The organism is Streptomyces sp. NPDC002276, assembly GCF_053891435.1.
In genome coordinates, this window is record NZ_JBSFCQ010000006.1 from 282,903 (window position 1) to 297,391 (window position 14,489).

General features: G+C 69.7%; 13 protein-coding genes. 8 read left to right on the forward strand and 5 right to left on the reverse strand.

Annotated features, from left to right (window positions below):
- The first annotated feature begins 33 nt into the window (after window positions 1-33).
- The 4 genes from secG (at window position 34) to pgi (ending at window position 3,917) form a co-directional block, all read left to right on the forward strand.
- On the forward strand, window positions 34-267 hold the full coding sequence (secG, locus tag ACWIHT_RS18125; RefSeq protein ID WP_200712135.1) for a preprotein translocase subunit SecG: 234 nt from the start codon (window positions 34-36) through the stop codon (window positions 265-267).
- Window positions 268-473: 206 nt separating this feature from the next.
- Complete coding sequence (locus ACWIHT_RS18130; RefSeq protein ID WP_003957010.1) at window positions 474-809, forward strand: RNA polymerase-binding protein RbpA; 336 nt, start codon at window positions 474-476, stop codon at window positions 807-809.
- Window positions 810-941: 132 nt separating this feature from the next.
- Window positions 942-2,210 (forward strand): MFS transporter, encoded by a 1,269-nt coding sequence (locus ACWIHT_RS18135; RefSeq protein WP_456169105.1) that lies wholly within the window; start codon window positions 942-944, stop codon window positions 2,208-2,210.
- Window positions 2,211-2,264: 54 nt separating this feature from the next.
- A complete protein-coding gene (gene pgi, locus ACWIHT_RS18140; RefSeq protein WP_456169106.1) occupies window positions 2,265-3,917 on the forward strand; it encodes a glucose-6-phosphate isomerase in 1,653 nt (550 codons plus the stop codon).
- 70 nt (window positions 3,918-3,987) lie between these two features.
- Here the strand turns inward: pgi and pgl are convergent, their stop codons facing one another.
- Genes pgl through tkt form a run of 5 tightly spaced genes read right to left on the reverse strand, consistent with a single transcriptional unit; the run spans window position 3,988 to window position 10,714 of the window.
- Window positions 3,988-4,770 carry a 6-phosphogluconolactonase gene (pgl, locus tag ACWIHT_RS18145; protein ID WP_262062042.1) on the reverse strand — a complete coding sequence of 261 codons (783 nt, stop codon included), beginning with the start codon at window positions 4,768-4,770 and terminating at the stop codon, window positions 3,988-3,990.
- A 6-nt stretch (window positions 4,771-4,776) separates the two neighbouring features.
- Window positions 4,777-5,934, reverse strand: coding sequence for a glucose-6-phosphate dehydrogenase assembly protein OpcA (gene opcA, locus ACWIHT_RS18150; protein ID WP_456169107.1), 1,158 nt, complete (start codon window positions 5,932-5,934; stop codon window positions 4,777-4,779).
- Window positions 5,931-7,469 carry a glucose-6-phosphate dehydrogenase gene (gene zwf, locus ACWIHT_RS18155; RefSeq protein WP_456169108.1) on the reverse strand — a complete coding sequence of 513 codons (1,539 nt, stop codon included), beginning with the start codon at window positions 7,467-7,469 and terminating at the stop codon, window positions 5,931-5,933. Before zwf ends, opcA begins: the two co-directional genes overlap by 4 nt.
- A 4-nt stretch (window positions 7,470-7,473) precedes the next feature.
- Window positions 7,474-8,592: a transaldolase gene (gene tal, locus ACWIHT_RS18160; protein ID WP_456169109.1), complete on the reverse strand. Its 1,119-nt coding sequence runs from the start codon at window positions 8,590-8,592 to the stop codon at window positions 7,474-7,476.
- Window positions 8,593-8,626: 34 nt separating this feature from the next.
- Complete coding sequence (gene tkt, locus ACWIHT_RS18165; RefSeq protein ID WP_456169110.1) at window positions 8,627-10,714, reverse strand: transketolase; 2,088 nt, start codon at window positions 10,712-10,714, stop codon at window positions 8,627-8,629.
- Window positions 10,715-11,070: 356 nt separating this feature from the next.
- Between tkt and ACWIHT_RS18170 the strand changes: the two genes are divergently transcribed.
- The 4 genes from ACWIHT_RS18170 (at window position 11,071) to ACWIHT_RS18185 (ending at window position 14,486) form a co-directional block, all read left to right on the forward strand.
- Window positions 11,071-12,024, forward strand: a complete 954-nt coding sequence (locus ACWIHT_RS18170; RefSeq protein ID WP_456169277.1) for a heme o synthase — start codon at window positions 11,071-11,073, stop codon at window positions 12,022-12,024.
- A gap of 66 nt (window positions 12,025-12,090) precedes the next feature.
- Window positions 12,091-12,411 carry a hypothetical protein gene (locus ACWIHT_RS18175; RefSeq protein WP_456169111.1) on the forward strand — a complete coding sequence of 107 codons (321 nt, stop codon included), beginning with the start codon at window positions 12,091-12,093 and terminating at the stop codon, window positions 12,409-12,411.
- 203 nt (window positions 12,412-12,614) lie between these two features.
- The gene (locus ACWIHT_RS18180) at window positions 12,615-13,721 is read left to right on the forward strand and encodes an amidohydrolase family protein (RefSeq protein WP_456169112.1); all 1,107 of its coding nucleotides are present in this window, start codon (window positions 12,615-12,617) and stop codon (window positions 13,719-13,721) included.
- A gap of 18 nt (window positions 13,722-13,739) precedes the next feature.
- Window positions 13,740-14,486, forward strand: coding sequence for a nucleotidyltransferase domain-containing protein (locus ACWIHT_RS18185; protein WP_456169113.1), 747 nt, complete (start codon window positions 13,740-13,742; stop codon window positions 14,484-14,486).
- The last annotated feature ends 3 nt before the right edge of the window (window positions 14,487-14,489 follow it).

Sequence of the window (14,489 nt, forward strand, 5' to 3'; positions counted from 1 at the left end):
CGTCCGTCCGAATCCGAGGAAGTTGGTCCAGCCGTGGTTTTGGGGTTCTCGATCGCCCTGATCGTCTTCAGCCTGCTGCTGATGCTGCTGGTGCTGATGCACAAGGGGAAGGGCGGCGGTCTCTCCGACATGTTCGGTGGCGGCATGTCGTCGTCCGTCGGTGGTTCTTCGGTCGCCGAGCGCAACCTCGACCGCATCACCGTGGGGCTCGGTCTTCTGTGGTTCACCTGCATCGTCGTGCTCGGCCTGCTGATGAAGACGAGCTGACCGCACGTTCCTTCGCACATTCCGTACGTAAGGCCCCATGTTCGGTACGCGCAGCTGAGCGCGGCCTATCATGGGGCTTGCGTCTAGGTGTAGGGGCTGTAACTCCAACCACTGGACGCGCGTTGGGCCTTACGTAGACTGAGGCGCTCGCAACGGAGCGAAACGCCGACTCGCTTCGCGGCACCATCACGCAGGGAGTTACGACCGTGGCAAGTGGCAACGCGATCCGTGGAAGCCGGGTCGGGGCGGGGCCGATGGGCGAGGCCGAGCGTGGCGAGTCCGCGCCCCGGCTGCGCATCTCCTTCTGGTGCTCCAACGGGCACGAGACGCAGCCCAGCTTCGCCAGCGACGCGCAGGTCCCCGACACCTGGGACTGCCCGCGCTGCGGCTTTCCCGCCGGACAGGACCGGGACAACCCGCCGGACCCGCCGCGCACCGAGCCCTACAAGACGCACCTCGCGTATGTACGGGAGCGGCGCAGCGACGCGGACGGCGAGGCGATCCTCGCCGAGGCACTCGCCAAACTGCGGGGAGAAATCTAGGAGTTGAACCGGCCGGACGCCCACAAGGTGTCTGGCCGGAGCTGTTTGGCCCCCCGGTGGCCGACCGCCTCCGGACCGATTGTCAGTGGCACCCTCTACGGTTTGTGCATCGGCGAATCGTGAGGGGGAGCCGTGACGACGGTCGAGGTGACGGGCAGTCATGTGCCCGCGTGGCGCGGGGGGTTCGGGCGGCTGTGGAGCGCCGCGGTGATCTCCCGGTTCGGGGACGCGTTGCGCGGTGCGGCTCTGCCGCTGCTCGCCGTCTCGCTCACCGACCGGCCCCTGCTCATCGCGTCCGTGACCGCCTGCGGCTATCTGCCCTGGATCGTCTTCGGACTGCTCGGCGGCGCGGTCGCCGACCGGGTGGACCAGCGGCGCGCGATGTGGACGGTGGACGCGGCCCGTGGACTGCTCGTCGCCGCCTTCGCCGTGACAGTCGCCCTCGGCCACGCCTCGATCCTTCTGCTCATCGCGCTGGCCTTCGCACTGACCACACTCCAGACGCTCTTCGACAACGCCTCGACGGCCCTGCTGCCGGCCCTTGTGGACCGCGCGGCCCTCGGCAGCGCCAATGCCCGGCTGATGACCGGGCAGCAGATCGCGGGCGGCCTGATGGGAACGCCCGTGGTGCCCCTGCTGATCGCCTCAGGCGCCGCAGTTCCCTTCGTGGCCGACGCCGGGACCTTCCTGCTGGCCGCCGCACTGGTCGCCTCCCTGCGCACCGGGGCACCCGAGCGAGCGCCGAGACCGGCGGGCGGCACACTGCGCGGGGAGATCGCCGACGGGCTGCGCACCCTGTGGCGCGACCGGCCCCTGCGCGGGCTGTGCGCCGCGACAGCCCTGTGCAACATCGGCATGGGCGCCCTGATCGCCACCCTGGTCGTCCTGGTGACCGGCTGGCTGGACGCCGGTACCGCCGGATACGCGGCGGCGACCACTGCCTTCACCGTCGGCGGCCTGGCCGGGGGAGTGGTGACCCGACGGATCACCACCCGCCTCGGCCCGATGCGGAGCGTGCTGCTCGCGGGCCTGGTGCAGACCGGCGCCCTTGTCGTCATGGGCTCCGTGCGCAGCCTGATCGCGGTGGTGGCGGCACTCGGCGTCTTCGGCTTCATGAGCATGCTGTGGAACGTCAACACGACCACGCTGATGCAGCAGCGCACCCCCACCGACATGCTGGGTCGTGTCAGCTCCGCCTTCCGTACCCTGGCCACTGTCGGAGCCCCGCTGGGCGCCCTCCTCGGCGGTGCCGCCGCCGAGGCCTGGGGACTGAACACCCCCGCCCTGCTCACCGCCGCCTTCTTCATCCTGTCGGTCATCGCACTGATACCTGGGGTCAAGCCGGACGTACCTGTTGTTGCCCCGCAGGACGGCGCGACGACGGCTCACGCCACGGGCTGATCAATTAGGTTGGAACCGGCCCCCAGGTCGGTAGGAAAGAAGGCTGAAGTCGCAATGAACGCAGACGGCCGTACCAGGCTCAACCAGACGCCCGAGTGGACCGCTCTCGCCAAGCACCGTGAGGAGCTGGGCGAGGTCAAGCTGCGGGAGCTGTTCGCCGCCGATCCCGGACGCGGCACCGGCTACACGCTCCGGGTCGGTGACCTGCACCTCGACTACTCGAAGCACCTCGTCACCGACGAGACCCTGCGGCTGCTGCACGCGCTGGCCGCCGCCACGGACGTGTTCGGCCTGCGGGACGCCATGTTCCGCGGCGAGAAGATCAACGTGACGGAGGACCGCGCGGTCCTGCACACCGCACTGCGCGCCCCGCGTGACGCAGTGATCGAGGTCGACGGCGAGAACGTCGTGCCGCAAGTGCACGCGGTCCTCGACAAGATGGCCGGCTTCGCCGACCGCGTCCGCTCCGGCGAGTGGACCGGCCACACCGGCAAGCGCATCAAAAACATCGTCAACATCGGCATCGGCGGCTCCGACCTCGGCCCGGCGATGGCCTACGAGGTGCTGCGCAGCTTCACCGACCGCGATCTGACGGTCCGGTTCGTGTCGAACGTCGACGGCGCCGACCTGCACGAGGCGACCCGTGACCTCGACCCGGCGGAGACGCTGTTCGTCATCGCGTCGAAGACGTTCACGACGATCGAGACGATCACCAACGCGACCTCCGCCCGCGACTGGCTGCTCACCGAACTGAAGGCCGGTCAGGACGCCGTCGCCAAGCACTTCGTGGCGCTGTCGACCAACGCCGGGAAGGTGTCGGACTTCGGCATCGACACGGACAACATGTTCGAGTTCTGGGACTGGGTCGGCGGACGCTACTCCTACGACTCAGCCATCGGGCTGTCGCTCATGATCGCCATCGGGCCCGACCGCTTCCGCGAGATGCTCGACGGTTTCCACCTCGTCGACGAGCACTTCCGCACCGCGCCCGCCGAGTCCAACGTGCCTTTGCTGCTCGGCCTGTTGGGCGTCTGGTACGGCAACTTCCACGACGCGCAGTCGCACGCGGTACTGCCGTACAGCCACTACCTCTCCAAGTTCACCGCGTATCTACAGCAGTTGGACATGGAGTCGAACGGCAAGTACGTGGGCCGGGACGGCCAGGAGGTCGACTGGCAGACGGGCCCGGTGGTGTGGGGCACGCCCGGTACGAACGGGCAGCACGCCTACTACCAACTCATCCACCAGGGTACGAAGTTGATCCCGGCGGACTTCATCGGCTTCGCCGAGCCGGTGGCCGAGCTGAGCGAGGGACTCAAGGCGCAGCACGACCTGCTGATGGCCAACTTCTTCGCCCAGACGCAGGCGTTGGCGTTCGGCAAGACGCCCGACGAGGTGCGCGCCGAGGGGGTCCCCGAAGAACTCGTGCCGCACAAGACCTTCAAGGGCAACCACCCCACGACCACCATCCTGGCCCGCGAGTTGACCCCCTCGGTACTCGGCCAGCTCATCGCGCTGTACGAGCACAAGGTGTTCGTCCAGGGCGCGGTCTGGAACATCGACTCCTTCGACCAGTGGGGCGTCGAGCTGGGCAAGGTCCTCGCCAAGCGCGTCGAACCCGCCCTCACCGAAGGCGCGGACGTACCGGGTCTGGACGCGTCGACGACGGCCCTGGTCGCCAAGTACCGCGAGCTGCGCGGGCGTTGAGACAGCGAAGAGCCCGTACGACCGAAGTCGTACGGGCTCTTCCGTCGGGCTCTTCCGCACCAAGCAGATGTCAGGCCGAAGCCGGCGGATACAGCGCGCGGGGCAGCTGTGAGGCCGCCGCCGCGTCCAGTAGCCACAGGGTGCGCGAGCGGCCCTGGGCGCCGGCGGCCGGTGCCTGGATCTCGCCCGCGCCGGACAGCGCGATCGCCGCTGCCTCCGCCTTGTCCGCGCCCGCCGCGAGCAGCCACACCTCACGCGCGGAGCGGATCGCCGGCAGGGTCAGGGTGACCCGGGTCGGCGGCGGCTTGGGCGCGCCGTGCACACCGACGACCGTGCGCTCGGTCTCCCGTACGGCGGGCAACTCCGGGAAGAGCGACGCCACATGGGTGTCCGGGCCGACGCCCAGCATCAGGACATCGAAGGTCGGCACGGAGCCGTGGTTCTCGGGACCGGCGGACCGGGCGAGTTCCTCGGCGTAACCGGCCGCCGCCGCGTCCACGTCGGCGCCGTAGAGACCGTCCGACGCGGGCATGGCGTGCACGCGCTTCGGGTCCAGCGGCACCGCGTCGAGCAGCGCCTCACGGGCCTGGGTGACATTCCGCTCCGGGTCGCCCTCGGGCAGGAACCGCTCGTCGCCCCACCACAGGTCGAGGCGGCCCCAGTCGATGGCGTCCCGGGCGGGCTGACCCGCCAGGGCTGCCAGCAGACCGTTGCCGTTGCGACCGCCGGTGAGCACGATCGAGGCGTAGCCGCGCGAGGCCTGCGCGTCCACGATCTTCGTGATCAGCCGGGCCGCGGCGGCCTGGGCCATCAGTTCCTTGTCGCGGTGGACGACGAGCTGGGGAGTGCTCACTGCGGATCAGCCTTCTTGCTTCTTGACCGGGGGCATCTTCGCGGGGGTCGGCCGGTCGGCGTCACCCGCGCCCGCCGAAGCGGAAGCCGGTGCCGGAGCCGACGTAGCAGCGGATGTCGATGCCGGAGCCGACGCGGGCGTCGCCTCCGGTACCTCTGCTACCTCAGGCACCGCGCGGACCGGCAGCGCCGGTACGGGCTGTTCGGCCGCCGCTTCCGCCCGCTCCGCCGCCGACTGGATACCGCCCAGCCGGTCCACGCCGAAGCGCAGCGCGGACGCGTAGGTGTCGTCCGGGTCGAGCCGGCGCAGCTCCTCCGCGAGGAGTTCGGACGTCTCGCGGCGCTTGAGCGCCACCGCGCGGTCCGGCTGGCCGGGCAGTGCCAGGGTGGCCATCGCCCCGTCCGACCGGTGCAGCGTGATGGGACCGCCGGTCGTCTCCAGGCGGACCTGGGTCAGACCGGGACCGGCGGAGACCGCCCGCCGGACATGCACGTGGAGCCGGTCGGCGAGCCACATCGCGAGCAGTTCGACGCTCGGGTTGGACTCCTCGCCCGCCACCTCGACGGACACGATCTCCGTCGAGACCTGGTCGAGCGCGGCGGCCAGCATCGAACGCCACGGGGTGATCCGCGCCCAGGCCAGGTCGGTGTCGCCCGGCTGGTAGCTCTCGGCGCGGGACCGCAGCTCCTCGACGGGCTTCTCCGCCGCGTAGCTGTCGGTGACCCGGCGCTGGCTGAGGGCGCCCAGCGGGTCGGCCGACGGGTCGCGCGGCGCGTCCACCGACCACCAGACGACCACCGGCGCGTCCGGCAGCAGCAACGGCAGCACCACGGACTGGGCGTGGTCGGAGACCTCGCCGTACAGCCGTAGGACGACCGTCTCGCCGCTGCCCGCGTCCGCGCCCACCCGTACCTCGGCGTCGAGGCGGGACTGGGTGCGGTCCCGGGGGGAGCGCGAGACGCGCTTGATGACGACGAGCTTGCGGGAGGGGTGCTCGTGCGACGCGTCGCTGGCGGCCTTCAGGGCGTCGTAGGCGTTCTCCTCGTCCGTGACGACGACGAGGGTGAGCACCACGCCGACGGCCGGGGTGCCGATGGCGCGGCGGGCTTTCACCAGCCCCTTGTTGATCTTGCTGGCAGTGGTGTCGGTGAGGTCTATCTTCATGGCCGGCGCCAGCTCCGTCCCTCTCGTGCGAGCATTTCGTCCGCCTCGACCGGACCCCACGTCCCGGACTGGTACTGCGCGGGCTTGCCGTGCTTGTCCCAGTACTGCTCGATCGGGTCGAGGATCTTCCAGGACAGCTCGACCTCCTCGGTGCGCGGGAAGAGGTTCGAGTCGCCGAGGAGGACGTCGAGGATGAGCCGCTCGTACGCCTCGGGGCTGGACTCCGTGAACGACTCGCCGTAGGCGAAGTCCATGGAGACGTCCCGGATCTCCATCGAGGTGCCGGGCACCTTGGAGCCGAAGCGGACCGTGACGCCCTCGTCGGGCTGGACGCGGAAGACGATCGCGTTCTGGCCCAGCTCCTCCGTCGCCGTCTGGTCGAAGGGGGAGTGCGGGGCGCGCTGGAAGACGACCGCGATCTCCGTGACGCGGCGGCCCAGGCGCTTGCCGGTGCGCAGGTAGAAGGGGACGCCCGCCCAGCGGCGGTTGTCGACCTCGACCTTGATGGCGGCGTAGGTGTCGGTCTTCGACTGCGGGTCGATGCCGTCTTCCTGGAGGTAGCCGACGGCCTTCTCGCCGCCCTGCCAGCCCTCGGCGTACTGCCCGCGGACCGTGTTCTTCCCCAGGTCCTTCGGCAGCCGTACCGCGCCGAGCACCTTCTCCTTCTCGGCGGCCAGCGCGTCGGCGGAGAAGGAGGCGGGCTCCTCCATCGCGGTCAGCGCCATCAGCTGGAGCAGGTGGTTCTGGATGACGTCACGGGCGGCGCCGATGCCGTCGTAGTAGCCGGCCCGGCCGCCGATGCCGATGTCCTCGGCCATGGTGATCTGCACGTGGTCCACGAAGGACCGGTTCCAGATCGGCTCGAACATCGTGTTGGCGAAGCGGAGCGCCAGGATGTTCTGGACGGTCTCCTTGCCGAGGTAGTGGTCGATGCGGAAGACCTGGTCCGCGGCGAACACCTCGTGCACGACCTTGTTGAGCTCCTCGGCCGACTTGAGGTCGTGGCCGAAGGGCTTCTCGATGACCGCGCGGCGCCAGGAACCCTTCTCCTGGTCGGCGAGGCCGTGCTTCTTCAACTGCTGGATGACGACCGGGAAGGAACGCGGCGGCACCGACAGGTAGAAGGCGAAGTTGCCGCCCGTGCCCTGCGCCTTGTCCAGCTCGTCGATCGTGTCGCGCAGCCGCTCGAACGCGTCGTCGTCGTCGAAGGTGCCCTGGACGAAGCGCATCCCCTGGACGAGCTGCTGCCAGACCTCCTCACGGAACGGCGTACGGGAGTGCTCCTTGACCGCGTCGTGGACCTCCTGTGCGAAGTCCTCGTGGGCCCACTCGCGCCGGGCGAAGCCGACGAGCGAGAAGCCCGGCGGCAGCAGACCCCGGTTGGCGAGGTCGTACACGGCGGGCATCAGCTTTTTGCGTGACAAATCGCCTGTGACGCCGAAGATGACCAGGCCCGACGGCCCCGCGATACGCGGGAGCCGTCGGTCGGCGGGGTCACGAAGCGGGTTCGCTCCGGAACCGCTGTGAGGAGCCAAGGTCTCAGCCCTCCGAGGGGGCGAGGCGCGCGAGCTCCGCCTCGGTCGACTTGAGCAGGTCGGTCCAGGCCGCCTCGAACTTCTCGACGCCCTCGTCCTCCAGCAACTGCACGACCTCGTCGTAGGAGATGCCGAGCGCCTCTACGGCGGCGATCTCGGCGCGCGACTGCTCGTACGTGCCGGAGATGGTGTTGCCGGTGATCTGGCCGTGGTCGTCGGTGGCCTCAAGGGTGGCCTCCGGCATGGTGTTCACCGTGTTCGACGCCACCAGGTCGTCCACGTACAGCGTGTCCTTGTACGCCTTGTCCTTGACGCCGGTCGAGGCCCACAGCGGACGCTGCTTGTTGGCCTGCGCCTTGTCGAGGGCGGCCCAGCGCGGCGACGCGAAGACCTCCTCGTACGCCTCGTAGGCGAGCCGCGCGTTGGCGAGACCGGCCTTGCCGCGGGCGGCCTTGGCCTCGTCGGTGCCCAGCGCGTCGATCCGCTTGTCGATCTCGGTGTCCACGCGGGACACGAAGAAGGACGCCACGGAGTGGATCTTCGCCAGGTCCAGGCCGCGCTCCTTGGCCTTCTCCAGGCCGCTGATGAACGCGTCCATGACCTCGCGGTAGCGCGCCAGCGAGAAGATCAGCGTGACGTTGACGCTGATACCGAGGCCGATGACCTCGGTGATCGCCGGGAGACCCGCCCGGGTGGCCGGGATCTTGATCAGGGTGTTAGGGCGGTCCACCAGCCACGCGAGCTGCTTGGCCTCGGCGATCGTCGCCGCCGTGTTGTGCGCCAGGCGCGGGTCGACCTCGATGGAGACCCGGCCGTCCTGGCCGCCGCTCGCGTCGTAGACCGGGCGCAGGATGTCGGCGGCGTCACGGACGTCCGCCGTCGTGATCATGCGGATGGCTTCCTCGACGGTCACCTTGCGGGCGGCGAGGTCGGTGAGCTGCTGCTCGTAACCGTCGCCCGACGAGATGGCCTTCTGGAAGATCGACGGGTTGGTGGTGACGCCCACGACGTGCTGCTGGTCGATCAGTTCGGCGAGGTTGCCGGACGTGATCCGCTTGCGCGACAGGTCGTCCAGCCAGATCGCGACGCCTTCTTCAGAGAGGCGCTTGAGTGCGTCTGTCATGGAAAATGCATCTCCTACGTGTCGTTTGTCAGCGTCAGCTCTGGGCGGCGGCGATGGATTCCCGGGCCTTCTCAGCCACGTTCTCGGCAGTGAAGCCGAACTCCTGGAAGAGCACCTTGCCGTCGGCGGAAGCCCCGAAGTGCTCCAGGGAAACGATGCGACCGGCGTCCCCGACGAACCGGTACCAGGTCAGACCGATCCCGGCCTCGACCGCGACCCGCGCCCTGACCGACGGCGGCAGCACGCTGTCGCGGTACTCCTTGTCCTGCGCCTCGAACCACTCCACGCACGGCATGGACACGACCCGCGTCGGCACGCCGGAGGCCTCCAGCTGCTCGCGCGCCTCGACGGCCAGGTGCACCTCGGAACCGGTACCGATGAGGATCACCTCGGGCGTGCCCGTGGACGCCTCGAACAGGACGTAGCCGCCCTTGGCGGTGTCCTCGTTGGCCTCGTACGTCGGCACACCCTGACGCGTCAGCGCGAAGCCGTGCGGGGCACCCTCGCCGTAGACCTTGGTGTAGCGGCGCAGGACCTCGCGCCAGGCGATCGCGGTCTCGTTGGCGTCGGCCGGGCGGATCACGTTCAGGCCCGGGATGGCGCGCAGCGAGGCCAGGTGCTCGACCGGCTGGTGCGTGGGGCCGTCCTCGCCGAGGCCGATGGAGTCGTGCGTCCACACGTACGTCACCGGTACGTGCATCAGCGCGGAGAGACGGACCGCGTTGCGCATGTAGTCGGAGAAGACGAGGAACGTACCGCCGTAGACACGGGTGTTGCCGTGCAGCGTGATGCCGTTCATCTCCGCGGCCATGGAGTGCTCGCGGATGCCGAAGTGGATCGTGCGGCCGTACGGGTTCGCCTCCGGCAGCGGGTTGTCCGCCGGGAGGAACGACGACGTCTTGTCGATCGTCGTGTTGTTCGAGCCCGCGAGGTCGGCCGAGCCGCCCCACAGCTCCGGGATGACCGCGCCGAGCGCCTGGAGCACCTTGCCGGACGCGGCACGGGTGGCGACACCCTTGCCCGCCTCGAACATCGGAAGGGAGTCCTCCCAGCCGGCCGGCAGCTCGCCCGCGGCGATGCGGTCGTACTCGGCGGCGCGCTCCGGGTTGTCGGTGCGCCACTCCTGGTACGACGGCTCCCACGCGGCCTTCGCCTCGCGGCCCCGCTCCAGCGCCTGACGGGTGTGCTTGAGGACGTCGTCGGAGACGTCGAAGGACTTCTCCGGGTCGAAGCCCAGAACGCGCTTGGTGGCCGCGACCTCGTCGGCGCCGAGCGCCGAGCCGTGCGCGGCCTCGGTGTTCTGCGCGTTCGGCGCGGGCCAGGCGATGATCGAGCGCATCGCGATGAACGACGGCTTGTTCGTCACCTTCTTCGCGGCCTCGATGGCGTTGTAGATGGCGTGCGGGTCCAGGTCGCCGTCCGGCTTCGGGGCCACGCGCTGGACGTGCCAGCCGTACGCTTCGTAGCGCTTGACGGTGTCCTCGGAGACGGCCGTCTCCGTGTCGCCCTCAATGGAGATGTGGTTGTCGTCCCACAGGAGGATCAGGTTGCCGAGCTCCTGGTGGCCGGCGAGCGAGGACGCCTCGCCGGAGATGCCCTCCTGGAGACAGCCGTCACCGGCGATCGCGTAGATGAAGTGGTCGAACGGCGACTCGCCCTGCGGGGCGTCCGGGTCGAACAGGCCGCGCTCGTAGCGGGCGGCCATGGCCATGCCCACGGCGTTGGCGACACCCTGGCCCAGCGGGCCGGTCGTCGTCTCCACACCGGTGGTGTGCCCGTACTCGGGGTGCCCCGGAGTCTTGGAGCCCCATGTACGGAACGCTTCGAGGTCGGCCAGCTCCAGGCCGAAACCGGCCAGGTAGAGCTGCGTGTAGAGGGTCAGGGACGAGTGACCGGCGGACAGGACGAACCGGTCGCGTCCCACCCAGTCGGCGTCGGCGGGGTCGTGGCGCATCACCTTCTGGAAGAGGGTGTACGCGGCCGGGGCCAGGCTCATCGCCGTACCGGGATGGCCGTTACCGACCTTCTGTACGGCATCGGCTGCCAGGACGCGCGCGGTGTCCACCGCGCGCTGGTCCAACTCGGTCCAGTCGAGGTCTGTTGTGGTCGGCTTGGTGCTCACCCTGGGTCAGGGCTCCTCTCCACATGTCACGCATGTCGAATGCCGGTGCACGCGGCGCCCACCGGCCGTTGTCGAGCCTACCCCCGTAAGAACGTGCATTTTTTCGAGTCATTCCAGACTGCCGGGACTCTCGGGGATCCGCCTCCCGACCGGTCCGTTCCGCATTCGGCAACTGAATACGGAGGTGCTCGTTCGAGTGCTCAACAGAGTGCTGATCAGCTCTTCCGGAGGCGGTGCCCAACACGACCCCACCCCCGCGAATGTCCGGGTCTGGGCAACGTCTACAGTGGCGTGGTACGCGCGAGCCGTCACGGGGAGTTCACACCCGGAGGCTTGCTGGGATGTCTCTGTCAGGGGTGTGCGTGACGGCCGTTGAATCCCGTCCAGCGGGGATTGTCGGGGCGAGTCAGAGCCCGAGCCGGCGGCCGATCGGGGCCCGGGTCATGGCGTTCGTGGCGCTGACCAAGCCGCGGATCATCGAGCTGCTGCTGATCACCACCGTTCCGGTGATGTTCCTGGCCCAGCAGGGTGTGCCCGACCTCAAGCTGGTCCTCCTCACCTGCCTCGGCGGCTTTCTCTCCGCCGGCGGCGCGAACGCGCTCAACATGTACATCGACCGCGACATCGACGCGCTCATGGACCGCACCTCGCAGCGCCCCCTCGTGACCGGCATGGTCAGCCCCCGCGAGTGCCTCGTCTTCGGCATCAGCCTCGCCGTCGTCTCGACACTCCTCTTCGGCCTGACCGTCAACTGGCTGTCCGCGTGGCTCGCCCTCGGAGCGCTCCTCTTCTACGTCGTCGTCTACACGATGATCCTCAAACGACGTACCTCGCAGAACATCGTGTGGGGCGGAATCGCCGGCTGCCTCCCGGTCCTCATCGGCTGGTCCGCGGTCACCGACTCCATGTCCTGGGCCCCGATTATTCTTTTCCTCGTCATGTTCTTCTGGACGCCGCCGCACTACTGGCCGCTCTCCATGAAGGTCCGCGACGACTACGCGCGCGTGGGCGTTCCGATGCTCCCGGTCGTCGCCTCCAACAAGGTCGTCGCCCGGCAGATCGTGATCTACAGCTGGGTCATGGTCGCGGTCTCCCTTCTCCTCACCCCCCTCGGCTACACCGGCTGGTTCTACACCCTGGTCGCGCTGCTGGCCGGCGGCTTCTGGCTCTGGGAGGCCCACGGCCTCCAGAACCGCGCCAAGGCCGAGGTGACGGGCGGCAAGCTCAAGGAGATGCGGCTCTTCCACTGGTCGATCACCTACGTGTCGATCCTCTTCGTGGCGATCGCGGTCGACCCCTTCCTGCGATAGCCCTGAGGCGGGAGTCACTCCCCCCGCCCGTCGCCGTTCGGCCTACCCGTCGGTAGCATCCTGGCCATGGCAGACACGCAGCAGGTTGACGCGAAGGCCGAGCGCCAGGTGGCCCGCCTCGCCAAGCAGATCGGCACCTTCGCCAAGGCGCACGGCGGGGCCGAGGGCCAGATCGCGTACATCGGGGAACGCGGCGCCCGCATCGTCCTGGTCGGCGAGGACGGCGGCTGGGGCGACCTGGTGGCGACGACCTACGAGATCGCCCAGCAGGCCGTGGAGAAGTCCGGCATCACCGTCCACGAGGACTTCGACGGCGAGTTCGCGATGAAGGTGACGACGGGGCGGTACGAGTGGAAGCGGATGGCTGGTATCCAACTCGGCGGATAGCGCCCCGTAGGGGGCGCGGGGCTGTATCGATTTGCGGCTCCGCCGCGTGAGCGCGACCAGCCCCCACGGACCGTCGATCGCTGATGAACCCGCACCCCCTCCCCGTGGCGCCCTCACACGGGGTGTGCGGCACCAACACCTGAACCTGGGTTCACCCGTTAGGCCCCGTACAAGCGACGCGGTCAACTGCACGGGGAGCCCGGATGATCGAAACGCCGTCCCTCGTGGACCAGTACTGCCACGGCGTACTGAGAACGGAGTTGGGCCTCGGCACCTTCGAGGCCCAACTCGCCCGCACCGAGGGCCCACCCGCCCCCGGCACCACCCTCTTCGACACCCAGACCGGATTCGCCGTACGACGCTGGTGCCCACCCCTGCTCGGCCTGGAACCGCACTGCCCGCCCGCCCGCTATCTCGCCCGGCGCCGTGAACTCGGCGTACTGGAAGCGGGCCGCAGGCTGCTGCGCGGCAGTGGCATCACGACGTATCTGATCGACACGGGCCTGCCCGGCGACCTCACCGGACCCGCCGAGATGGCGACGGCAGGCCAGGCGGACGCGCGGGAGATCGTCCGCCTCGAACTCCTCGCCGAACAGGTCGCCGACACCTCGGGCACCGTCGAGTCCTTCCTCGCCAACCTCGCCGAGTCGGTGCACGGCGCCGCGGCCGGCGCGGTGGCCTTCACCTCCGTGGCGGGCGTACGGCACGGCCTCGCGCTCGCGCCCGAACCCCCCGGCCCGGGCGAGGTCCGGGGCGCGGCGGGCCGCTGGCTGGCCGGCCGCAGGGTCGGCGGGGCGCTCAGCGATCCCGTGCTGCTACGCCACCTGCTGTGGATCGCCGTGGCGTCCGGGCTGCCCCTCCAGCTCCACGCGGGACTGGGCGAACCGGGACTGCGCATCGACCGCACCGACCCCGTCCTGCTCACCGACTTCGTGCGCGCGACGGCCGGGCTCGGCACCGACCTGGTCCTGCTGCACAGCTACCAGTACCACCGGCACGCGGCCCATCTCGCCGGTGTCTTCCCGCACGTCTACGCCGACTCGGGCGCCGCCCTCGTCCGCACCGGCGCCCGCGCCGCGACCGTGCTCGCCGAGATCCTGGAGCTGGCCCCCTTCGGCAAGATCCTCTTCTCCAGCGGGGCCCACGGACTGCCCGAACTGCACGTCGTGGGCGCCCGGTTGTTCCGCGAGGCGCTCGGGCGGGTGCTCGGCAACTGGGTCGCCGAGGGCGCCTGGTCATTGGCCGACGCGCAGCGGGTCGCGGGACTGATCGCGGTCGGCAACGCCAAACGGGTGTACGGGCTGGAGTGAGCTGTACAGACTGGGCCCATGCCGACCGACGCGTTGCTCGACCGCTTCCTGACCGAACTGGCCCCCCTGAAGCCCGTCGCCGTGTGGGCCCACGGTTCGCTCGCCGGGGGCGACTACCAGGAGGGCCGCAGCGACCTGGACCTGATAGCCATCCTCGACCATCCCCTCAAGCCCAGCACCGCCCGCCAACTCGTCGCCCTGCACCGGGGGTTGCGCACCGACCCCCTCGCCGTCCGGCTGCACTGCAGCTACCTCGCCCCGGGAACCCAGGACGCCCCGAACCAGCGCCATCTCACCTGGGCGCACGACCACGTCACCCGCCGGCCCGTCACCCCCGTCACCCGGCGTGAACTGCACGAATTCGGGCGGGTGTTGCAGGGCGGACCACCGAAGGAACTGCTGCCGGCGGTGACCGACAAGGAACTGGCCGAGTTCGTCGTACGGGACCAGCGGGACTACTGGCGACCGGCCGTGGACAAGCCACAGCTCTGGCTCCAGGACATCTGGGTCGACGTGGGCCTGACCACCTTCGCCCGCGCGACCGTCACCCGCCGGGACGGCCGCCTGATCACCAAGCGCGAGGCCCTCGACCTGCTGCCCTCGCTCGGCGCCCCGGTGGAGGTCGTGGAGGACGTCGTACGGCGGCGTTACGACGAAACGGTGCCGTCCCCTTCCCCTGAAGAGGGCTGGCCGGACCGCCGCGCCGAGCTGACCCGGGCCTACCTGGGCCCGGCGATCGACGACCTGGTCACGCGTTACGGGTGATGC